Origin of the sequence: Pseudomonas sp. ChxA (genome assembly GCF_030263855.1) — a bacterium.
In the GTDB taxonomy this organism is placed as follows: domain Bacteria; phylum Pseudomonadota; class Gammaproteobacteria; order Pseudomonadales; family Pseudomonadaceae; genus Aquipseudomonas; species Aquipseudomonas fluorescens_CB.
Map to the genome: position 1 here is coordinate 5,626,110 of NZ_JARPMK010000001.1, position 22,609 is coordinate 5,648,718.

General features: G+C 60.9%; 19 protein-coding genes. 8 read left to right on the forward strand and 11 right to left on the reverse strand.

Annotated elements, in window-relative coordinates:
* Nucleotides 1-160: 160 nt before the first annotated feature.
* Nucleotides 161-2,452: a beta-glucosidase BglX gene (bglX, locus tag P5706_RS25400; RefSeq protein WP_285682561.1), complete on the forward strand. Its 2,292-nt coding sequence runs from the start codon at nt 161-163 to the stop codon at nt 2,450-2,452.
* Between the two features lie 267 nt (nt 2,453-2,719).
* Nucleotides 2,720-5,668 (forward strand): autotransporter serine protease, encoded by a 2,949-nt coding sequence (locus tag P5706_RS25405; RefSeq protein ID WP_285682563.1) that lies wholly within the window; start codon nt 2,720-2,722, stop codon nt 5,666-5,668.
* 18 nt (nt 5,669-5,686) lie between these two features.
* On the opposite strand, the gene P5706_RS25410 is transcribed toward P5706_RS25405, so the two are convergent.
* The 7 genes from P5706_RS25410 to P5706_RS25440 all read right to left on the reverse strand — a co-directional run bounded on the left by P5706_RS25410 (nt 5,687) and on the right by P5706_RS25440 (nt 13,339).
* Entirely contained in the window at nt 5,687-6,844 is a 1,158-nt protein-coding gene (locus P5706_RS25410; protein ID WP_285682565.1) for a phospholipase D-like domain-containing protein, read from the reverse strand.
* A 1-nt stretch (nt 6,845) separates the two neighbouring features.
* On the reverse strand, nt 6,846-7,427 hold the full coding sequence (locus P5706_RS25415; RefSeq protein WP_285682567.1) for a YceI family protein: 582 nt from the start codon (nt 7,425-7,427) through the stop codon (nt 6,846-6,848).
* Nucleotides 7,428-7,851: 424 nt separating this feature from the next.
* Complete coding sequence (locus tag P5706_RS25420; RefSeq protein ID WP_285682063.1) at nt 7,852-7,989, reverse strand: hypothetical protein; 138 nt, start codon at nt 7,987-7,989, stop codon at nt 7,852-7,854.
* Nucleotides 7,990-8,532: 543 nt separating this feature from the next.
* Nucleotides 8,533-9,291 carry an IclR family transcriptional regulator gene (locus P5706_RS25425; protein ID WP_017137263.1) on the reverse strand — a complete coding sequence of 253 codons (759 nt, stop codon included), beginning with the start codon at nt 9,289-9,291 and terminating at the stop codon, nt 8,533-8,535.
* 63 nt (nt 9,292-9,354) lie between these two features.
* A complete protein-coding gene (locus tag P5706_RS25430) occupies nt 9,355-10,797 on the reverse strand; it encodes an amidase (RefSeq protein ID WP_285682570.1) in 1,443 nt (480 codons plus the stop codon).
* A complete protein-coding gene (locus tag P5706_RS25435; protein ID WP_285682572.1) occupies nt 10,794-12,104 on the reverse strand; it encodes a citrate-proton symporter in 1,311 nt (436 codons plus the stop codon). The genes P5706_RS25430 and P5706_RS25435 overlap by 4 nt, the downstream gene beginning before the upstream one ends.
* A 59-nt stretch (nt 12,105-12,163) precedes the next feature.
* Nucleotides 12,164-13,339 (reverse strand): M20 aminoacylase family protein, encoded by a 1,176-nt coding sequence (locus P5706_RS25440; protein WP_285682573.1) that lies wholly within the window; start codon nt 13,337-13,339, stop codon nt 12,164-12,166.
* Between the two features lie 824 nt (nt 13,340-14,163).
* On the opposite strand from P5706_RS25440, the gene P5706_RS25445 reads away from it, so the two are divergent.
* Complete coding sequence (locus tag P5706_RS25445) at nt 14,164-14,457, forward strand: DUF3077 domain-containing protein (RefSeq protein WP_285682575.1); 294 nt, start codon at nt 14,164-14,166, stop codon at nt 14,455-14,457.
* 375 nt (nt 14,458-14,832) lie between these two features.
* Here P5706_RS25445 and P5706_RS25450 read toward each other — a convergent pair whose 3' ends face one another.
* Together P5706_RS25450 and P5706_RS25455 are read right to left on the reverse strand one after the other, a co-directional pair.
* A complete protein-coding gene (locus P5706_RS25450; RefSeq protein WP_236372427.1) occupies nt 14,833-15,147 on the reverse strand; it encodes an amidase in 315 nt (104 codons plus the stop codon).
* The gene (locus P5706_RS25455) at nt 15,144-16,226 is read right to left on the reverse strand and encodes a serine hydrolase domain-containing protein (protein WP_200433487.1); all 1,083 of its coding nucleotides are present in this window, start codon (nt 16,224-16,226) and stop codon (nt 15,144-15,146) included. The genes P5706_RS25450 and P5706_RS25455 overlap by 4 nt, the downstream gene beginning before the upstream one ends.
* Before the next feature lie 185 nt (nt 16,227-16,411).
* Here P5706_RS25455 and olsB point away from each other — a divergent pair, with 185 nt between their 5' ends.
* The gene (gene olsB / locus P5706_RS25460) at nt 16,412-17,167 is read left to right on the forward strand and encodes an L-ornithine N(alpha)-acyltransferase (RefSeq protein WP_017137255.1); all 756 of its coding nucleotides are present in this window, start codon (nt 16,412-16,414) and stop codon (nt 17,165-17,167) included.
* Nucleotides 17,167-17,958 (forward strand): lysophospholipid acyltransferase family protein, encoded by a 792-nt coding sequence (locus P5706_RS25465; protein WP_285682579.1) that lies wholly within the window; start codon nt 17,167-17,169, stop codon nt 17,956-17,958. Before olsB ends, P5706_RS25465 begins: the two co-directional genes overlap by 1 nt.
* Before the next feature lie 124 nt (nt 17,959-18,082).
* Here the strand turns inward: P5706_RS25465 and P5706_RS25470 are convergent, their stop codons facing one another.
* A complete protein-coding gene (locus tag P5706_RS25470; RefSeq protein ID WP_285682581.1) occupies nt 18,083-18,667 on the reverse strand; it encodes an acyl carrier protein phosphodiesterase in 585 nt (194 codons plus the stop codon).
* 154 nt (nt 18,668-18,821) lie between these two features.
* Here P5706_RS25470 and P5706_RS25475 point away from each other — a divergent pair, with 154 nt between their 5' ends.
* From P5706_RS25475 to P5706_RS25485, 3 genes are read left to right on the forward strand one after another with little or no spacing between them, the layout of a single operon-like run.
* Nucleotides 18,822-19,148, forward strand: a complete 327-nt coding sequence (locus tag P5706_RS25475) for an ArsR/SmtB family transcription factor (RefSeq protein WP_200433484.1) — start codon at nt 18,822-18,824, stop codon at nt 19,146-19,148.
* A gap of 13 nt (nt 19,149-19,161) precedes the next feature.
* Nucleotides 19,162-20,328, forward strand: coding sequence for an MFS transporter (locus P5706_RS25480; RefSeq protein WP_285682584.1), 1,167 nt, complete (start codon nt 19,162-19,164; stop codon nt 20,326-20,328).
* Nucleotides 20,329-20,359: 31 nt separating this feature from the next.
* On the forward strand, nt 20,360-21,415 hold the full coding sequence (locus P5706_RS25485) for an alkene reductase (protein WP_285682586.1): 1,056 nt from the start codon (nt 20,360-20,362) through the stop codon (nt 21,413-21,415).
* A 357-nt stretch (nt 21,416-21,772) separates the two neighbouring features.
* Here P5706_RS25485 and P5706_RS25490 read toward each other — a convergent pair whose 3' ends face one another.
* Complete coding sequence (locus tag P5706_RS25490; RefSeq protein ID WP_138816379.1) at nt 21,773-22,405, reverse strand: TetR family transcriptional regulator; 633 nt, start codon at nt 22,403-22,405, stop codon at nt 21,773-21,775.
* Nucleotides 22,406-22,609: the final 204 nt, after the last annotated feature.

Genomic DNA, 22,609 nt, shown 5'->3' on the forward strand with positions numbered 1-22,609 from the left:
TGGATTGCATCGAGCCAATCAGCTAAAAAGATGCCCAGCGCGAATAAGAGTTCACAAGTGTGGTGCATTAAGTGCAATAACACTCGAACAACAACATAGGTTCCCCCACATTTTGGCAGACCAGCGCATTTCGCTGTGCAGTAGCCGAAAAAGGATATTCATGAAAAAGCTGTGTTTGCTCGGCCTTGTTGCCACTCTGGCCAGTCACCCCGTATGGGCAGAAACAAAGCCTGCTGCGCTTAAAGACAAGGACGCCTTCGTCAGCGACCTGCTCAAGCAGATGACCCTGGATGAAAAGATCGGCCAATTGCGCCTGATCAGCATCGGCCCGGAAATGCCCCGCGAGCTGATCCGCAAGGAAATCGCCGCCGGGCGCATTGGCGGCACGTTCAACTCGATCACCCGCCCGGAAAACCGTCCGATGCAGGACGCGGCCATGCGCAGTCGGTTGAAGATCCCGATGTTCTTCGCCTATGACGTGATCCACGGCCACCGCACGATTTTCCCGATCAGCCTGGCCCTGGCCTCCAGCTGGGACATGGACGCCATCGGCCGCTCCGGTCGCATCGCCGCCCAGGAAGCCGCCGCCGACAGCCTCGACATCACCTTTGCGCCGATGGTCGACATCTCCCGCGACCCGCGCTGGGGCCGCACCTCCGAAGGTTTTGGTGAAGACACCTACCTGGTCTCGCGCATCGCCGAAGTGATGGTCAAGGCGTTCCAGGGCGTAAGCCCGGCAAATGCCGACAGCATCATGGCCAGCGTCAAGCACTTCGCCCTGTATGGCGCGGTGGAAGGCGGTCGCGACTACAACGTGGTCGACATGAGCCCGGTCAAGATGTACCAGGACTACCTGCCGCCGTACCACGCAGCAATCAAGGCCGGTTCCGGCGGTGTGATGGTGGCATTGAATTCGATCAACGGCGTACCGGCCACCGCCAACACCTGGCTGATGAACGACCTGCTGCGCAAGGACTGGGGCTTCAAAGGTTTGGCCGTGAGCGACCATGGCGCGATCTTCGAGCTGATCAAGCATGGCGTGGCCAAGGACGGGCGTGAGGCTGCCAAGCTGGCGATCAAGGCCGGCATCGACATGAGCATGAACGACTCGCTGTACGGCAAGGAATTGCCTGGCCTGCTCAAGTCCGGCGAAATCGAGCCAAGCGACATCGACAATGCGGTGCGCGAAGTGCTCGGCGCCAAGTACGACATGGGCCTGTTCAAAGACCCGTACCTGCGCATCGGCAAGGCCGAAGATGACCCGGCCGACACCTATGCCGAAAGCCGCCTGCACCGCAGCGATGCGCGCGATATTGCCCGCCGCAGCCAGGTCTTGCTGAAAAACCACAACAACACCCTGCCGCTGAAAAAAACCGCGACCATCGCGCTGGTCGGCCCGCTGGCCAAGGCACCGATCGACATGATGGGCAGTTGGGCCGCTGCCGGTAAGCCTGAACAGTCCGTCACGCTGCTGGACGGCATGAACCACGTGATCGGCGACAAGGGCAAAATCATCTATGCCCGTGGCGCCAACATCACCAACGACAAAGCCGTGGTCGACTACCTCAACTTCCTCAACTTCGATGCGCCGGAAGTGGTCGATGACACCCGCCCTGCCCAAGTGATGATCGACGAAGCGGTCAAGGCCGCCAAGGAAGCCGACGTAGTGGTCGCCGCCGTAGGCGAGTCCCGTGGCATGTCCCACGAGTCCTCCAGCCGTACCGACCTGAACATTCCGCAAAGCCAGCGCGACCTGATCAAAGCGCTCAAAGCCACCGGCAAACCGCTGGTCTTGGTGCTGATGAACGGCCGCCCACTGTCGATTGTGGATGAGAACAAAGAGGCTGACGCCATCCTGGAAACCTGGTTTGCCGGCACCGAAGGCGGCAACGCCATCGCCGACGTGCTGTTCGGTGACTACAACCCATCGGGCAAGCTGCCGATCACCTTCCCTCGTTCGGTGGGGCAGATTCCGACCTACTACAACCACCTGAGCATCGGCCGGCCGTTCACCCCAGGCAAGCCGGGCAATTACACCTCGCAGTACTTCGATGACGTTACCGGGCCACTGTTCCCGTTCGGTTATGGCCTGAGCTACACCACGTTCAGCCTGGCGGACATGGCGCTGTCGTCCACCACCCTGAACAAGACCGGCAAGCTCGACGCCAGCGTCACCGTGAAGAACACCGGCAAGGTCGATGGCGAAACCGTGGTGCAGTTGTATATCCAGGACGTGGCCGGCTCGATGATCCGCCCGGTCAAAGAGCTGAAGAACTTCCAGAAGGTCATGCTCAAGTCCGGTGAAGAACGCACGCTGCACTTCACCATCACCGAGGAAGACTTGAAGTTCTACAACACCCAGCTCAAATTCGCGGCTGAGCCGGGTGAGTTCAATGTGCAGATCGGGTTGGACTCCCAGGATGTGCAGCAGCAGACGTTCGAGTTGTTGTAAGACCTGCGCCCCCTCTTTTCTAAAGAGGGGGCTTGAGGTACTCGCCCGCCTCAATCAGCAAAAAGTGAAGTTTCTCTCTCTCGCTCCAGCCATGTCCTACATAACGCTCCCGGCACGTTCGCACACCCTGTCAGCTCATTTCTATGTGCAGGTGTGTGGACCATGTCGCCCTCGAAAAAAGACCGTGCGAACGCCCTGAATGCGGCCGCTCAATCCTCTTTCAAACGAAATACTATCGCCCTCTGTGTGCTTGGGTGCCTGTCGGGTATGCCCGTTGAAGCCGCAAGCTATGCCGAACAGGGCCGACTGCACGATGCGGCCAGCTGGCGCAGTGACGAGTTCAAGAGTAACTGGGGGTTGGGCGCGGTCGGGGCGGACTACGCTTATGCACGGGGTTTGAGTGGCGCAGGGGTACGCTTAGGGGTTTACGATACTGGAACAGACCTGCGCCATAGCGAGTTTGCGGGGAAGCCAGCCATCGGCGTGCTTATGGCTGACACCGGCTGCATGAGTGGGACCGTACTGGAGAACGGCTGCTTCTATACCGAAGGTGACCGTGCCTCGGTCACCGTTATCGACGCATTGCCACCTGAAGCATTGCCCGGCCTTGAAGAGTCCATTGCCGAGGGCACGCTCACCCGTGAGCAACTTGATGACTATCTCAGAGCGGTAGGTTCTGAATACGACGCGCACGGCACTCACGTTGCCGGCATAGCGCTCGCCAATCGTGATGGCTCTGGAGTGCAGGGCGTGGCTTACGCTGCCAACGTGAGTGCAGTGCGCAAGTACGGTAATACCTACCTGGGAGGCCCACTTGCCTTAAGAGATATTACGCGCGCGCCCCTTCCGACAGTTGCAGCGGTAAACGTCGCCTATGCCCAGTTGCACAGTCAAAATGTGCGTGTCGTCAATAATAGTTGGGGCAGCGCATTTTCGCCTGCGAATGAAACAGAGCTGAACCTGGCATTAAGCGAAACCGGAACCTCCATTTATTCAGAACTCAAGGCCATCGCAGACAACACTATCAAGTATGGGATGCTGCAAGTCTGGTCAGCGGGCAACCTCACCACAGCAAACGACTCACCTCAAAAAGCGCCAAATGCCGGGCTTCATCCCAACCTGCCACGTGCCATTGCCGAGTTGGAGCCTTATTGGTTGACCGTCGTCAATTTAAATAAAGCGCTGACCTTGAGCGATTACTCCAAGCGCTGCGGTTTCAGCAAAGACTGGTGTCTGGCCGCGCCCGGTACAGATATCAACTCGTCCTGGGTCGCAGGTTCAATACAAACCGAAAACCACTTCGACCAGGACGATGGTGTCGATGGCTTCGCAGTGACCGGTGATAACCCCGAACTAGGCTATATGCTAAATTCTGGCACCTCCATGGCCGCGCCCCACGTCACCGGCGGCCTGGCACTGCTGATAGAACGTTTCCCCTACCTCGACAACCCGCAAATCCGCGACATATTGCTCACCACCGCCACCGACCTCGGCGAGCCGGGCGTGGACGACGTTTACGGCTGGGGCTTGATAAACCTGAAAAAAGCCATCGATGGCCCCGGCCAATTGCGCGTCGATACCAACGTCAATATGGATCGCCCCGCTGGCGGCGCGATTGTCTGGCAAGGCGGCGCCTGGGACGATTGGCGCAACAATATCAGTGGCCCCGGCCGCCTGGAAAAAACCGGCATCGGTTGGCTGCGCCTGAGCGGCAATAACAGCTTCGCCGGCGCCACCGTCAAGCAGGGCATTCTGGAACTGGATGGCGTCAACAACCTCAAGGGCGAGGTAAAACTCGACGGCGGCGTCCTGCGCCTGAACGGCAGCTTGGCCGTCGAAGGCGACTACCAGCAAGCGTCCGGCGCCACCTTGATGACCGGCCTGGTGCCCCAGGCAGTCCCGGCAAAACTGCAAGTCAGCCAGCAGGCCTCAATCAACGGCGGCACGCTGTACCTGAGCGCGCAACCCAACAGCTACCCTTTGGGCCAGCGCTACAGCATCCTGCAGGCCAAAGGTGCGTTGAGCGGCGAGTTTGCTTCGATCGACCACCGTGAGTTCTCGCCCTTCCTCAGCGTTTCCCAGGTCAAACACGGCAACAACTTACTGGTGGAATTCGGCCGTGGTCGGTCACTGGCGTCGGCGGCGGGCACTGCCAACCAGCGCGCCGTCGCCCGTGCTGCGGATGCTGAGACTCAGCCTTCGCCGCTGCTGCAGCGCCTGACCGCACTGTTTCCCGAGCAGGCACCTTCGGCCCTGGACCAGTTGAGCGGCGAACTGCATGCCAGCACCCAAGCGGTGCTGATCGAGAACAGCCGCGTGTTGCGTCAAGCCGCACTCGACCGTCAGCGCCTGGCGCAAGACGGCCGCACCATCGGGCTCGATGCAAAAAACCAAGGCGTCTGGGTGCAACTGCCGCGGCAATCCGGCCAACTCGCAGGCGACACCGGCACCTCGCGCACCGCCCACAGCAGCACGGGCCTGCTGCTTGGGTTTGATCACACACTGCAACAAGGCACTCGCGTGGGGGTGATGGCCGGCAGCAGTCAAACCGAGGTGAAGGCCGGTGCACGCGGCAAGGCAAGTGTCGACACCTACCAGTTGGGCCTGCATGTTGGCCACACTTGGGACGCTTTTGGCCTGTATGGCGGCATTGCCTACGCGCAACATGAGATACAGACCAAACGTCGCGTCAGTTTCCCTGGGGTAGAAAACCACCTGTCCGCCAAGTACGCCAGTCGTAGCGTGCAGGCATTTGCCGAGGCCAACTATAAGTTCAGCCATGACTTCTGGGATTGGCAGCCGTACCTGCAACTGGCCAATGTGCAACAGCGCAGCGACGGCTTCAACGAACGCGGCGGCATGGCTGCACTGCGCGGCAAACGCTCGAAAGAAAACGTCAACCTGACCACCGGCGGTGTGCGGGTCAACCTTGACCTGGGCAAGGCGCAGATTGGCCCGTCGTGGTTGAGTGTGCGCGGCGGCCTGGCTTACACCCATGCCAGCGGCGACCTGCAACCCAGCACCCAGGCGGCCTGGGACGGCGGGCGGGTGATGAGTGTCAGTGGCGCGCCACTGGACCGCCTCAGCACCCGACTGGAACTGGGCGCCACCGCGCGCCTGAGCCGCGACAGTGCGCTGGACCTGGCTTTGAGCCGACAACAAGGTGAGCGCACCCGAGAGCAAAGCATCACCGCACAGTACTCGCTGCAGTTTTGAGCAAACGGCGGGGGTGCCCTACCCCCGCCGATCCAACAGGTTGACCACCAAGCGGTCAATCCAGCCCCAGACCCGCTGCTTCACCCGCCGCCACAACGGCCGCGCCTTCCACGCTTCCAGGCTCACCGCCTGGCTCTTGGCAAAATCGCGCTCGAAACTGCCCGCCACCGCCGCCGTCAGCTCAGGGTCCAAGGCCTCCAGGTTGGCTTCCAGGTTGAAGCGCAAATTCCAGTGGTCGAAGTTGCACGAGCCAACGCTGACCCAATCATCCACCAGCACCATTTTCAGGTGCAGGAAGCACGGCTGGTATTCAAAGATCTGCACACCTGCGCGCAACAACCGTGGGTAATAACGGTGCCCGGCGTAGCGTACTGAAGGGTGATCGGTGCGCGGGCCGGTGAGCAATAAACGCACGTCTACGCCACGCCCGGCCGCACGGCGCAAGGCACGGCGCACGCTCCAGGTCGGTAGAAAATACGGTGTAGCCAGCCAGATGCGTGTCTTGCTGCTGTTCAAGGCGCGGATCAGCGACTGCAGGATATCGCGATGCTGACGGGCGTCGGCATACGCAACACGGCCAAGGCCGGGCCCGGTCGCAGGCACTTTGGGCAAGCGCGGCAAACCGAAATGGGTAGCGGGCTTCCATTCTCGGCGCGCCGCATTGGCGTGCCATTGGCGGTCGAACAGCGCCTGCCAATCCAGCACCAACGGGCCGCTGATTTGCACCATCACTTCGTGCCAGTCGGCGGTGTCTTGCCCGGGCGTCCAGAATTCGTCGGTAACGCCCGTGCCGCCGACCACAGCGGTACTTTGGTCAATCAACAACAGCTTGCGGTGATCGCGGTACAGGTTGCGCATCCAGCGTCGCCAGCTCAGGCGATTGTAGAAACGCAGCTCTACGCCCGCATCGGTCAGGCGTTTACGCAGCCCCAGGGTAAACGCCAGGCTGCCGTAATCATCAAACAGGCAGCGCACGCGCACGCCACGCTCGGCCGCGAGCACCAAGGCTTGCACCATCGCATCGGCACACGCACCGGCCTCGACCAGATACAACTCCAGATCGACTTGCTGCTCAGCGCGGGCAATGCCTACCAGCATCTGCGGGAAGAAACTCGGTCCGTCGACCAGCAACTCGAAACGGTTGGCGCTGCGCCACGGAAACACTGCGCCGCTCACGTCAGCGCGCCGTGAAAATCAGCACCGCACCGACCGGCACCGACAAACTGATCGACGCCAAGCCGGCCGCCTTGCGCAGCGCCGCCACACCCGGCACCAAATCGAAGTCCTCGGCATGCAGCACCACAGGTTCCAGGGTCACCACCTGGAAGCGCCGGTCATCCAGCCGCGTGGCGAGCAGTTCGGCGCTGTAGGTCTGGGTCTTGCCATGCAAAGTCACCGACAGTGGCAGGCGCAATTCAATTTGCGCGCCTGCGGCCAAGTCATTGATCGGTTGCAGATTAATCTGCGCGCTGATCAGCGCTTCGGGGAACGTCTTGATCTGGAACAGATCATTGCGCATGCGCTCATCGCGCAGCGGAATGCCGCTGTTGATCGACTCCATCTCGACCTCAAGCTGCGCCGCGCCTTTGCTGTCGACCTTGCCATGCAACACCAGGAAGCGATGCACCTCGGCAATCTCGGTGTTCTTGGTGGTGACGAACGACAGACGCGAGGATTCGTTATCCAGGTACCAGTCGGCGTGGGCAGGCAAGGCGGCCGCCGTCAGCAGGGCGAAGGCCAGGGGTTTGGCATTGAACATAGAAACTCGAGGGGCAAAAAACCTGCACGAACCTTAAGCGCAATCTCCTAAGCGGCGCAAATCCAATGTGGGAGCTGGCTTGCCTGCGATGGTTATCTTGCGTCGGGCCGAGTACATATCCATTGCTGCGGTAACGGCTTCTATTGGTTCCGCTCTTACAGCGGGTCACTTTTGTAAAGACACAAAAGTAACCAAAAAGTCTTCGCCCCAACACTCGGTGCCTCGCTATGGCTCGGCATGCCCGCAATCCGCCAGTGATTTGGGGGGCCGCCGCGATGGGCCATCCTTGGCCCAGCGCGGCTAAACCGGCATCCCTGCCGGTTTACCCCCCAAATCCCTGTCAGATTCCGGCCATCGTGTTTGACGGGGCGATTTCAGATCAAGATCAAGATCAAAAGCGCAGATCAAAAGACCGCTGACTTCGTCATCGAAAAGGATGTAAGGGCCAGAGCAACAGCAACAGCAACAGCAACAGCAACAGCAACAGCAACAGCAACAGCAACAGCAACAGCAACAGCAACAGCAACAGCAACAGCAACAGCAACAGCAACAGCAAAGCCATACTCGGTCAAAGGTGGGAGCTGGCTTGCCTGCGATAGCATCAACTCTGTGTACCTGACACACCGAGGTGTCTGCATCGCAGGCAAGCCAGCTCCCACAGAAAAGCAGTTCTTCAGTGTATTCAGACAGGCTTTGGCTTTGCACTTGATCTGGCTCTTGCTTCAACCACTCAGGTCGGCTTTCAGGCCGCCGTGCTGTAGATCTTGATCTTGATCTGCTTTTGATCTGAGACGCCCCGTTAACCACGATGGCCGAACGCAGGCTTGAATCCGTGGGTAACCCGGCAGGACGCCGGGTTAGCCGCGCTGGGCCAAGGATGGCCCATCGCGGCGGCCCACGGATTCAAGCCGGAGTGCGGGCACACCGAGCCTAAGCGAGGTGCCGAGTGGTGGGGCGAGGACCTTTTGGTTACTTTTGCGTCCTTGCAAAAGTGACCCGCTGTAAGAGCGGAACCATAGGCCGCCATTACCGCAGCAACGGATATACACACCGACAATCCGCCACAACAGGCAACCCAGCTCCCACAGAGATTCGGTGGCTACCTCTAGATCAGCGCCCGCTGCACATCGCGCACCGTCGCTTCCAGGCTGGCCATGTGCAGGTTCAATACGCGCTCCACCGGCGCCTGATGCATCGGCCAGTGCAACGCCATGCTGCCCACCAGCCGCCCATTGGCCTGCACCGGCAAGGCCACCGCGCGAATCAGAAACGGCAGGCGCACCGGGTATTCCCAATAGCCTTCAGTGCGCTGGCCAAAACCCTGATGCTGGGTCTGCTCGCAGGTATGCACCTGCTCGTCCGCGGCGACATGATCGCGGCCCGCCAGACGCTGCACCTCCTCAACCGGCAATTGCGTCAGGCACGCCTTGCCCATCGCCGAATGAAACAGGCTGGCGTGCTGACCGACGATCTGGCAGTTGTTGGGGTACAACTTGCGCAACACACTGGGGATCGCACTTTCCATGACCTCCAAGCGCTCGCCATCAAAGCAGGACAGATCCACCACCAGCCCAGTGCGCTCGCTGAGTTCCAGCAGCCAGGGCGCGGCGCTTTCCACCACTTGCCGCTTGAAACGTTGCTGAGTGTCGCCGAACAAACGCTGTGCGCGCAGGCGGTAACGACGGTCGCTGAGGCCGCGATAGACCCAACCCTGTTCCTGCAAAGTCAGCAACATGCGCGACACCGTGGCCTTGGGCAGGCGTGTGAGGTAGTGCAACTCCTCCAACCCCAAGGCCTGGTGTTCGCCGAGCAATTCGACGATGGCGAGTGCGCGCTCAACCGACCGTACCGTGCCTGTCTCCATGTTCGATCTCCCTGTTGCCGGTGGATGATCATTTATCACAGCAAGATACAGGCCCGTTGTCATTCAACCGGTCGATTCAAGGCACGTGGGCGGGCGGCGTTGCACCCACCGGGTCAGCTGTTCATGGGCATAGGCCAACTGCAAAACCGCCCGGTCCGCCTGGGCCGGGCCGATAATCTGCAGCCCCATGGGCAAGCCTTGAGGATTGAACCCCACCGGAATGCTCATGCTCGGCAAGCCTGCCAATGTAGGGCCGATCACCACTTCCATCCAGCGGTGATAGGTGTCCATTTCGCGCCCGCCCACGCGACGCGGCCACGCCTGTTGTGCATCAAAAGGGAACACTTGTGCGGTGGGCAACAGCAGGAAATCGTAACGTTCAAACAGCTTGGCCAAGGCGCGATACCAGTCGCTGCGATCCACCGACGCCTGGTACACCTGCTGCGCACTCAAGCCCAGCCCGCCCTCCACTTCCCATTGCGCTTCGGGTTTGAGCAACGCGCGTTTTTGCGGGTTGGCGTAGGCCGCACCGAGGTTGCCGTGCACCAACCAATGGCGATGCACCAGCCAGCAGCGCCATAGCCGCGCCAGGGAAAATTCCGGCTGGCAGCTTTCCACCTCGCAGCCCAGCGCAGCAAAATCGCCGAGAGCCGACTCGCAAAGGCTCATCACACCCTCGTCCATCGGCAGGTAGCCGTTGTAATCCCCCAGCCAGCCCAGGCGCGCGCCTTTGAAATCGCGCTGCAACGGCTGGCCGAACACCGACGGATCGTCCTTGGATGAGAGCGGCACCCGTGGGTCGTAACCGGCCTGAATACTCAATAGCGTCGCCACATCCGTCACACTGCGGCCCATTGGGCCTTCGGTGCCCAGTTGCTGCACAAACAATTCCGGCATCGGCCCGTGGGGCACGCGCCCCTGTGAAGGGCGCAAACCAAACACATTATTGAACGCCGCCGGGTTGCGCAGCGAACCCATCATGTCACTGCCATCGGCCACCGGCAGCATGCGCAACGCCAGCGCCACCGCCGCCCCGCCGCTGCTGCCGCCGGCCACCAAACGTGGGTCATAAGCATTGCCGGTGGTGCCGAATAGCGTGTTGTAGGTCTGTGAGCCGAGGCCGAATTCCGGCACGTTGGTTTTGCCGATAATAATCGCGCCGCTGGCCCGTACACGCGCCACGCTGATCGCATCTTCGCTGGGCACATGCTCGGCGAACAACGGCGAGCCCAACGTGGTGCGCAAGCCTTTGGTGGCCGCCAAATCCTTGATCGCCTGGGGCATGCCGTGCATCCAGCCACGGGATTGGCCTTGGTCCAACTCGTGATCACAAGCGCGCGCTTCGGCCAACACTTCATCAGCATCGCGCAGCGACACCAGCGCATTCACACTCGGGTTAAAACGCTGGATCTGCGCCAGGTAATCACCCATCACTTCTTCACACGACACCTGCCGCGCATGGATCGCTTGCGACAGCTGCGTGGCATCCCAATCAACACGGCTCAAGGCTTCACCTCATTGGAAAAGGGCAGCGGTTTTTTCGCCCGTGGGGCTTCGTGCATGCAGTAAGTGCCCATCAACGTCAGCACGCAAGCGAACAGTACATAAAACGACGGCGCCACTGGCGTGCCGAGCACTTTAGTCAGCCAGGTCACGATCAACGGTGCAAAACCGCCAAACACCATGACGGCGACGTTATAGGCCACCGACACACCGGTCGACCTCACCTCAATTGGAAACTGCTCGGCCAACGCCGTCGGTGCCGGGCCGAAAAAGCCGCCGATGGCCGTGCACAGCAGCACTTGCATCACCAGCAAGCGCTCGATGGACGGCGCCGCGGCCACCCACACATACAACGGGTAAACCATCACGAAAAACGCCAGGGTGAAGGCCATCAACACCGGCCGCCGCCCCATACGGTCCGAGAGCATGCCGGACAGCGGAATCACTACGGTCATCAGCGCCACCGCGAACATCTGCACCATCAGCACCTGGTCCAGCGGCAAACCGAGACTCTTGTGCGCGAAGGTCGGCATATTCACCAGCACCACATAGAACGACACTGTCGCGCCACAGGCCAAGCCCATGGAGACGAGGATGCTGCGCCGATGCTCGCGCAGTACATCCATCAGGCTCGGCGCCGGGCCGGTGGCCTGTTTGCGTGCCTGGATAAACTCTTCGGGGTCTTCCAGGTGCCGGCGAATCCACAAGCCCACCGGGCCGATCAGCAAGCCCAGCACAAACGGCACGCGCCAGCCCCATAGGTCGAGGGTTTGCGGCGAAAAGAAGTGCGTGACCAGCGCCACCATCGCCGCGCCGCCAAACACCGCCAGGCACTGCCCCACCAACTGCCAGGAGCCATACAAGCCCTTGCGATGGGCCGGTGCGCTTTCCACCAGAAACGCCGTGGCACTCGCGTATTCACCGCCGGTGGCAAAGCCCTGGAGCATGCGCGCCACCACAATCAGCAACGGTGCGCCCATGCCGATGGCGGCGTAATTGGGCGCGAAGGCGATCAGCGCGATAGACACGGTCATCAGCCGGATAATCAACTGCATCGCGGCTTTGCGGCCTTTGCGGTCGGCATAGATGCCGAGCAGGATGCCGCCCACCGGGCGCATGAAAAAGCCCACGCCGAAGGTGGCCAAGGCCATCAGCAGCGAGGCGTATTCATCCTCCGACGGAAAGAATTGCCGCGCGATGATGCTGGCCAGAAAGCCGTAAACGATGAAGTCATACCATTCCAGCGCATTGCCGATCACGGCCGCCACCACCTGGCGGCTGCGCGATACGCCTGTGTTTGAAGTCTGCATGAGGAACACTCCATTCAACCGATAAGGGCAAGGGTCCAGCGGCAGAAAAAAAGAGTTCGTCAGGCAGGCTTGAGCCAGCTCTCGGCCAGCGCGCCCCAGTAGGCGGCGCCGGTCAGCAGGATGTCGTCGTTAAAGTCATAGGCGGGGTTGTGCACCATGGGGCGCGACACGCCATTGCCGATAAACAGGTAACTGCCGGGGCAACGTTGCAGCATCCAGGCAAAGTCTTCACTGCCCATCAAGGTGCGGGTGTTGCCGTCTACCGCGTCGGCGCCGAGCAAGGCGATGCCGACCTGGCGAGCAAACTCGGTTTCTTCGGCGTGGTTGACCAGCACCGGGTAAGCCGGGCGGTGCTCGACGTGCACCGTGCAGCCGAAGCTCGCAGCTTGGGTCTGGATGATGGCGTTGACCCGTTCGAGCATCTGCTCGCGCACCTTGGGATTCAGTGCACGCAGGCTCAGGCGCAACAGCGCTTGCTGGGGAATCACATTGGCAGCCTGCCCTGCTTGCAGTGCACCGACGGTGACCACGGCCGCTTCCTGGGTGTCGATATTGCGCGCCACCACCGTCTGCAAGGCCATGACCATACTCGCCGCCGCCACCAGCGGATCCACCGTCAGATGCGGCATGGAGCCGTGGCCGCCGACGCCTTCCAGCGTCACCGTGAGCAAATCTTGCGAGGCCATCATCGGCCCGACGCGCAAGCCCAGATGCCCAGCCGGCAAGCCCGGCATATTGTGCATGCCGAACAGACCGTCACATGGGAAGCGTTCCAGCAAACCATCCGCCAGCATCGCCTCGGCGCCGCCCTGGCCTTCTTCGGCGGGTTGAAAAATCAGGTTCAAGGTGCCGTCGAATTGCCGCGTCGCCGCCAAGTAACGCGCGGCGCCGAGCAACATGGTGGTGTGGCCGTCATGCCCGCAAGCGTGCATGCAGCCGGCGTGCTGGCTGGTATAGGCCGCGCCGGTGTTTTCGATGATGGGCAACGCGTCCATGTCGGCGCGAATCCCCAGCGTGCGCGAGCTGCTGCCATTGCGCAGCACACCGACCACGCCGGTTTTGCCGATGCCGGTGTGCACCTCATAACCCCAATCCCTCAAGGACTGCGCAACGAGCGCGCTGGTGCGGTTCTCTTCAAAACCGAGTTCGGGATGGGCGTGGATATCGTGGCGCACAGCGTGCAAGTCGCTGGCGACATCGCTGAGCCAATCCAGAATGTGCTGGTGTGGGCGCATGGTGATTCTCCTCACAGGCGGGTGGTCCCGTTCTTGTTGGCGACACATCGACAGCTAAGCGCGATGTGGGCGCGAGGACAATCAAAGGTGGTTCCACTGGGTGGAACCTGAGGCTGACACCTGATAACCCTGTGGCGAGCAAGCTTGCTTGCGCTGGGGTGCGCAGCGCCCCTAAAAGCCGGTGACTGCTGCGCAGTCAAACGGGACGGTGCGGCGATCCGACAAGCTCCCTCGCCACAGAAAGCGCACAGCCATTTGCTACCGGTTGCGACTGCGCATAACCCTGTGGCGAGCAAGCTTGCTTGCGCTGGGGTGCGAAGCGCCCCTAAAAGCCGGTGACTGCTGCGCAGTCAAACGGGACGGTGCGGCGATCCGACAAGCTCCCTCGCCACAGAAAGTGCACAGCCATTTGCCACCGGTTGCGACTGCGCATAACCCTGTGGCGAGCAAGCTTGCTTGCGCTGGGGTGCGCAGCGCCCCTAAAGGCCGGTGACTGCTGCGCAGTCAAACGGGAGCAAGCTCCCTCGCCACAGAAAGCGCACAGCCATTTGCTATCGGTTGCGACGGCGCATAACCCTGTGGCGAGCAAGCTTGCTTGCGCTGGGGTGCGCAGCGCCCCTAAAAGCCGGTGACTGCTGCGCAGTCAAACGGGACGGTGCGGCGATCCGACAAGCTCCCTCGCCACAGAAAGCGGACAGCTATTGGCCACCGGTTGCGACGGCGCGTGCATAGGGTTAACCTCGCCTCCGTCGCTGCTCATCAGTGACCGGGCGTGGAATCCCGAGAAAAGAAGCTCTTTTTGGTTGTACCAAAGGAGCAAGCTTATGCCGTACGAAATACCTTCAGCCGAAACCCTCGGCGCCGCCACCTTCGCAGACTGCGGAGAAAACAAAAGCCACCTGAAACTGTTCCGCGTCAACGCCGGTGTTCCGCTCGTAGAAGCCCTCGAACACGCATCCCACGTGCTCTATTACGCAAAAATGCTCGCCCTTGAAGCTGCCATGGACCCCAAGGCTGAGAAGTTTGCATTCGCCTCGCATTATCTGGGTGAAATGGGTAAAGCCATCATCGATGACCTGCTGCTGGCATTGCAGCCTGGCAGCCTAACCCCGCAGTAAGTCGTTCGCGCCCGGTGCAGTGCATCGGGCGCCTGTTTCTACTTCCGTGATCAGCACAAATCCAATGTGGAAGCTGGCTTGCCTGCGATAGCGGCCGGTCAGTCAACATCACTGTCGCCTGTGCCGCCGCCATCGCACCATAGGTATCTACACAACTGCCGGTTAATACATCGCTTGTTGTGGCGAGCAGGCTTGCCCTGCGTTGGGCTGCGCAGCAGCCCCATAGCCAGGCACTGAGTTCTTTCAGAAGGCATTTTCAGGGCCCTTACTGGGGCCGCTGCGCAGCCCAACGCAGGGCAAGCCTGCTCGCCACAGGGGGCATGGGGGTGCCTTCAAATATTGTCAGCCAGCTCCCACCGAAAAATCTTTGGTGTGTCAGGGGTTGAGGCGGCAGCCTTGGCGATCACCCAACCACCGCGCCGTATGCGTGCGCCCCAACCCACTCGCCGTGACTTCACTGCGTTCCGGCGAGTCAGTGAACGCGCTGGTCGGCACGTACTGCTTCACATACCCCAGGCAATAGTCCGCCGGGTTGTTTTCCACATACCGGCACGAGCAATATTCCTTGGCCGTGTACGCCGCGATGATGTCGGGGAAGGCTTGCAGGTTGACGCGTTCGTGCCAGACCCAGCCCAGCAGGGCGAGCAGTAATAGTAAAAAAACACTGATAACCGGATGACGACGGATCATGGTTGCACCGCCGCCAGTACGCGCTTGAGCAGTTCGTTGTGGCGGTAAGTGCCGTCACGGTCATCGCCGTAGCGCACGATCACCAGGTGTTCGTCGGGCAGCACGAACAGCGCCTGGCCCCAGTGGCCGAGGGCGGCGAAGGTGTCGGCGGGCGCAGCGGGCCAGGGTCTTGGGGCGCCTTGTACTTCGAGGTTGAGCCACCATTGCCCGCCGGGGACGGCTTCGTCCTGGCCAGCCTTGTATTTGTCGAACGGCTGGCGGTTGAACGCGACCCACTCTTCAGGCAGCAATTGCTGTTCCCCCCAACGACCGCCGCGCGCCATCAGCAGGCCGACTCGCGCTAAATCGCGGGCGGTGAGGTAGGCGTAGGAGGAGGCGACAAAGGTTTCGTCGGCGTCGGTTTCCCAGGTGGCGTTGTGAATGCCCAGCGGCTTGAACAGCGCGTCCCACGGGTAGCTCATATAGGCCTTGTGGCCGAGCATGCCTTTAAGGGCGGCGGACAGAATATTGCTGTCGCCACTGGAATAACGGAACGCCTGGCCCGGTGCGGCGGCAGCCTCGGTGCCTGCGGCAAACTCGGCCATGTCGCTGCGGCCACGGGTGTAGAGCATCGCCACCACCGAGGAATTGAGTGGCGCGTATTCGTAATCTTCCTGCCAGTCCAGGCCCGAGCCCCAGTGCAAAAGGTCGGCCATGCTCACGTTGGGGTGTTGCTTCATCGGCGGATAAAAACGTGCGGCCGGGTCGCTGAGTTTGAAGCGGTTTTCGCCGTAGGCCACGCCGAGCACAGTGGCCATCAGGCTTTTGCTCACCGACCAGGTCAGGTGTGGGGTGCTGGCGGTGGTGGGCACGCCATAGCGTTCATAGACAATCACGCCATCGCGGATCACCAGCAGTGCATCGGTGCGGATGCCTTCGCGGGTAGCGTTGTCACGAGGTGGGAAAGCGTAGGCATTCAGCGCATCGACAGCGGGGCCTTCGAGCGGCGCGCCCTTGGCCCATTCCTTGTCCGGCCAGGTTTCGGCGTGGGCGGCAGCAGTGACTAACAGCAGGGCAACGCACAACAGGCCTCGGACCATGGACGCAAACTCAAGGGGGCTTTCAAGCCCGCGAGCCTAGCCCAGGCGCATGACAGATTTGCGACAGGAAGGCCTGTCATCCAAGCGTCACCATAACTTCATGGAGCTGACACCGAGCCTACATAGCCTGAGTTTGGACAAACAAGTCGACCGGCCGGTAAGTGGCCGGCACTCGGAGATTCGCCATGACTCAGATCGCCCGCATCAGCGACACCGGCAATGAACGCCGTCTGCAAGCCGAACGCCTGGTTGGCGCCAAGGCTTTGCAGGAAGCCCAGGCCCTGCGTTTCAACGTGTTCAGCGGCGAGTTCAACGCCAAGCTGAAAGGTGCGGAACAGGGTCTGGACATGGATGACTATGATGTTCACTGCAGCCACATCGGCGTGCGGGATTTGAACAGCGGTCGACTGGTGGCCACCACCCGTTTGCTCGACCACCAGGCCGCCAGCACCTTGGGCCGGTTCTACAGCGAAGAAGAATTCAGCCTGCATGGCTTGCTGCACTTGCAAGGCCCGATCCTGGAGATCGGCCGCACCTGCGTCGACCCGGCCTATCGCAACGGCGGCACCATAGCGGTGTTGTGGGGCGAGTTGGCCGAAGTGCTCAACCAAGGCGGTTACAGCTACTTGATGGGTTGCGCGAGCATCCCGATGCACGACGGCGGCATCCAGGCCCACGCGATCATGCAGCGCTTGCGCGAACGCTACCTGTGCAACGAGCACCTGCGCGCCGAACCGAAAAAACCACTGCCGGCGCTGGACCTGCCGTCCAACGTGATCGCGGAAATGCCGCCGTTGCTCAAGGCCTATATGCGCCTGGGCGCGAAGATCTGCGGCGAGCCGTGCTGGGATGAAGATTTCCAGGTGGCCGACGTGTTCATCCTGCTCAAACGCGATGAGTTGTGCCCGCGCTACGCCCGCCACTTCAAGGCGGCCATGTGATGAGCCGCCTGCGCATTTACGGGCGCATTGCCCGCGTGCTGCTGGTGGTGGCGCTGGGGTTGAGCATGGCCAGTGTGTTTGGTGTGTTCGAACGTTTGCGCATTGCCAACTCGATGGTGCGGCGCCAGCGTTGGTCGCGGTTCTTTATGGCACGACTGACTAACGCCCTGCCCTTTCGCGTGACGGTACACGGTGAACTGCCGACGCAGCCGATGCTGTGGGTGAGCAATCACGTGTCCTGGACCGACATTCCGCTGCTCGGCGCAGTGGCGCCGATGTCGTTTTTGTCCAAGGCCGAAGTGCGCACCTGGCCGGTGGCTGGCTGGTTGGCAGCCAAGGCTGGCAGCCTGTTTATCCGCCGCGGCTCAGGCGACAGCCAGCTGATCCGCAAGCAGATGACCCGGCATCTGGAGCAACATCATCCGCTGCTGATGTTCCCCGAAGGCACCACCACCGACGGGCGCAGCCTGCGTACGTTCCACGGGCGTTTGCTGGCCAGTGCAATTGATGCGGATGTGTCGCTGCAACCGGTGGCGATTCGTTATTTGCGTGATGGGCAGGTGGACGCGTTGGCGCCGTTTATTGGCGATGATGATTTGCTCTCGCACCTGATGCGTTTGTTTAGCAATGATCAGGGCGATGTGGAGATTCATGTGCTCAAGCCGATTGCATGCGCCGGGCAGGAACGTGCGGCACTGGCGCATCAGGCGCAGCAGGCGGTGCAGAAGGCGTTGTTTGGGCCGGTGCCGGAGGTTGAGCAGGTAGCGGCTCGGCCAGCGTTTGCTGCCTAAGATGAACTGAACACCGGTTCAAATGTGGGAGCTGGCTTGCCTGCGATAGCGGTGGGTCAGCCACATCTCTTTCAACTGACAGACTGCTATCGCAGGCAAGCCAGCTCCCACATATAGAGCTCATTTAGAGCTCAGTCATCAGTTGGGCTTCTGCGAACTTCTGCAACTCGGGATAAAACAACCGAAAATCTTCGCTCAACGGCTCATACAACACCCGCAACTCCTGCATCGCATGCCCCAGTTCCTGTGGCTGGGTGAGCCGCCGCGAAATCCCACGCAACACCTGCTCCATCACCGCAAACTCGCGGTAGGAACCCAACCAATCATCCGCCGCCATATACGGTGCAATCTGCGCCAACCGCCCCGGCAACTGCGGCTCGTCCGCCAGCACGCGGTACACCTGCGCGGTGAAGCGCTCCAGCGACTCGTCGGCGTACAGCACCCAATCCCGCGCCAGGCAATGGTCGAAAAACACATCGAGGACAATCCCGGCGTAGCGCTTGCGGGTCAGGCTGAAGCGTGACAACGCCTCACCCACCAGCGGGTGGCTGTCGGTAAAGCGGTCAATCGAGCGATGCAGCTGAATCGCCGACTCGATTTGCGGGCTGTATTGGCCTTGCAGGCGGCCTTTTACAAAGTCGCCATACAGGCTGCCGAGCAATTGAGCAGGAAGTTGGCCGCCCAGGTGCAGATGTGCGAGATAATTCATGCCGCGCAGTTTACCACTGCCGCTTACGTATCGTTATAACCCGATATACCGAAATAGACTGATCTCAGATCAAAATCATATTGGTATATCGGGATAGACCGATTTAAAGTTCGCCTCATCGCGATATAACGCTGTCCGAAACCGAGCAACCGCCATGTCCATCGACCTCGACGAAATAATAAAAGCCCTGGCACACCCAGTACGACGAGACATCCTCACCTGGCTGAAAGACCCGAAGGTGCAGTTCCCCGAACAAGTGCACAACCACGAATACGGCATCTGTGCCGGGCAGATCGACCAGCGCTGCGGCTTGTCCCAGTCGACCGTGTCGGCGCACCTGGCCACCTTGCAACGCGCCGGGTTGATCAGCAGCCAGAAGGCCGGGCAGTGGCACTTTTTCAAACGCAACGAGGCAACCATCCAGGCCTTCCTCGCAGCGCTTATCACCGAACTCAGCGCTGACAAAACCGCAGCGCTGTAACAAGGAAACGCAAATGCCCCTCTCGCTACTCATACTGGCCCTCAGCGCCTTCGCCATCGGCACCACCGAGTTCGTCATCATGGGCTTGTTGCCCGATGTGGCAGCGGACTTGGGCGTGTCGATCCCCGGCGCCGGCTGGCTGGTCACCGGCTACGCCCTGGGCGTGGCCATTGGCGCACCGTTCATGGCACTGGCCACCGCCAAGCTGCCACGCAAGGCCGCGCTGGTAGCGTTGATGGGCATTTTTATTGTCGGCAACCTGCTCTGCGCCCTGGCCAGTGACTACAACGTGCTGATGTTTGCCCGTATGGTCACCGCGCTGTGCCACGGTGCGTTCTTCGGAATCGGTTCGGTGGTGGCGGCCAACCTGGTGCCGGCCAACAAACGCGCTTCGGCCGTGGCGTTGATGTTCACCGGTTTGACCCTGGCCAACGTGCTCGGCGTGCCGCTGGGCACCGCGCTGGGCCAGGCCACAGGCTGGCGCTCGACATTCTTTGCCGTTACGGTAATCGGCGTGATCGCGCTGATCGGCCTGATCCGCTTCCTGCCCGCCAAGCGTGACGAAGAAAAACTCGACATGCGCGCCGAACTCAAAGCCCTCAAAGGCGCGGGTATCTGGTTGTCGCTGACCATGACGGCGTTGTTCTCCGCGTCGATGTTCACCCTCTTTACTTACGTCGCACCGCTGCTCGGCGATGTCACCGGTGTGTCGCCCAAAGGCGTGACCTGGACCCTGCTGCTGATCGGCCTGGGCCTTACTGTCGGCAACATCATCGGCGGCAAGCTGGCGGATAAACGCCTGGCCGCCACCCTGATCGGCGTATTCATCAGCATGGCGGTGGTTTCCACGGTGCTGACCTGGACCAGCGTCGCGGTGATCCCGACGGAAATCACGCTGTTCCTGTGGGCCACCGCCTCGTTCGCCGCCGTACCGGCGCTGCAGATCAACGTGGTGACCTTCGGCAAGGCCGCACCCAACCTGGTGTCCACCTTGAATATCGGCGCCTTCAACATCGGCAACGCGCTCGGCGCCTGGGTCGGAGGCAGCGTGATTGCCCACGGTTTCGGCCTGACCAGCGTGCCTTTGGCGGCGGCGGCCCTGGCGATCCTGGCCCTGCTGGTGACCCTGATTACTTTCCGTCAGAGCGGCGATGCCGACCTGGCGCCTGCGACCAACTGATCAATCCACTTAAAGAGAAGGGTGTTTTCCCATGACGACTATTTTCGATCCGATCAAACTGGGCGACCTGGAATTGTCCAACCGCATCATCATGGCGCCGCTGACCCGCTGCCGCGCCGATGAAGGCCGCGTACCCAATGCGCTGATGGCCGAGTACTACGTGCAACGCGCTTCCGCCGGGCTGATCTTAAGCGAAGCCACCTCCGTGACGCCGCTGGGCGTTGGCTACCCGGACACTCCGGGTATCTGGTCCAACGACCAAGTGCGCGGCTGGGCCAATGTCACCAAGGCCATCCACGGCGCGGGTGGCAAGATCTTCCTGCAACTGTGGCACGTGGGCCGTATCTCCCATGAGTCGTACTTGAACGGCGAAACCCCGGTGGCACCGAGCGCCATTCAGCCTAAAGGCCACGTCAGCCTGGTTCGCCCGCTGGCCGACTACCCGACGCCTCGCGCCCTGGAAACCGCTGAAATCGCCGACATCGTCGACGCTTACCGCGTAGGTGCCGAGAACGCCAAGGCCGCAGGTTTTGACGGCGTGGAAATCCACGGCGCCAACGGTTACCTGCTCGACCAGTTCCTGCAAAGCAGCACCAACCAGCGCACCGACAACTATGGTGGCTCCCTGGAAAACCGTGCACGCCTGCTGCTGGAAGTGACCGACGCCGCCATCGAAGTCTGGGGCGCCGGCCGTGTGGGTGTGCACCTGGCACCGCGCGCCGACTCCCATGACATGGGCGACGACAACTTGGCGGAAACCTTCACCTACGTCGCCAGCGAGCTGGGCAAGCGTGGTATCGCCTTTATCTGCTCCCGTGAGAAAGAGGCCGGCGACAGCCTCGGCCCACAACTGAAAAAAGCCTTCGGTGGCACGTACATCGCCAACGAACGCTTCACCAAAGACAGCGCCAACGCCTGGCTGGCAGCCGGCAAGGCAGATGCGGTGGCCTTCGGCGTACCGTTCATTGCCAACCCGGACCTGCCGGCACGCTTGAAGGCCGATGCGCCGTTGAACGAACCGCACCCGGAAACCTTCTACGGTAAAGGCCCGGTGGGTTACATCGACTACCCGACGCTGGCGTTGTAATGTAATTCGCTGAAACGAAAAAGCCCCGGTTCGCAGGAACCGGGGCTTTTTTCGGCTGATTGATCGTCCCCACGCTCTGCGTGGGAATGCCGCCATGGACGCTCTGCATCTGCCCCTAAAGCGTGACGCGGAGCGTCACAGGATGCATTCCCACGCGGAGCGTGGGAACGATCGTATAAAGGCTGGGAAACACTCCTTCACAGCCTTGCAACAATATCGCTACAAAATACTTAGGCGGCTACCTATCAACCGCCCGCCAGCCCGTATATAAAGTCACCCCACAAATCCTGCGAAGGGACGATTGACTGTCTCTGGACTTTACTGTTGACACAACTGGATGCAATTACGCATTTTGTCTTAATTGCGTAGGCTAGGGCTCAAGCGCAGCATGTCCAGCCCAACATCTACCCAGCGTTCAGCGTCCTGATGCAATTGGAAGCTGTCGGGGACCAATAGCCACTGGCCAATCAAGCCGTGGATGTAGGCATGGATGCACACCGCGCCCCGCGTGGTGTCGAGGTTTTCCGGAAGTTGCCCGCGATGGACCGCGTTGCGCAGTGTCAGGCCGATGCGCAGGTTGCATTCAAGGCTGTGGGTCTGACGTTGACGCCGCATGTCGCACATTTCATCGGTGAACTCGCACTTATGAAACAGGATTTCGTTGATGCGCCGGGTTTTCGGGTCCAGGGCTACTTGATGATAGAGACGGATCAACAGCTTGCGCATACAGCCCAGCGGGTCGACTTCATCCTCGCTTTCACTGGCCCGGGCCAATTCGTCCAGGGGTTCGTGCAGCGTGTCGAGCAGTGCCTGGAGCAAATCGGACTTGTTACTGAAATGCCAATAGATAGCCCCGCGCGTCACGCCGGCCAGCGCGGCGATGTCCGCCAGCGTAGTGCGCGCCACACCGCGTTGATAAAAGGCTTGCTCGGCGGCGTCGAGAATCTGGCTGCGCGTTTCCTGAGCTTCCTCTTTGGTGCGACGAACCATGGCAGTAAAACCTCAATCAGGACACTGTGGATGGTGCTTGAGCATCATCTGAATAATTGTGGGACGACGTCGTCTTGGGCGCCGAACGTACTAAAATCGAGGCTTTGGCGGATGCTTTGTCAACAATCCGCGAAGCCTGTCAAGAGTTTACAAACAACCGTGAACGTAAGTATATTGCGTAGCAAGCTACTTATCCACTCATGG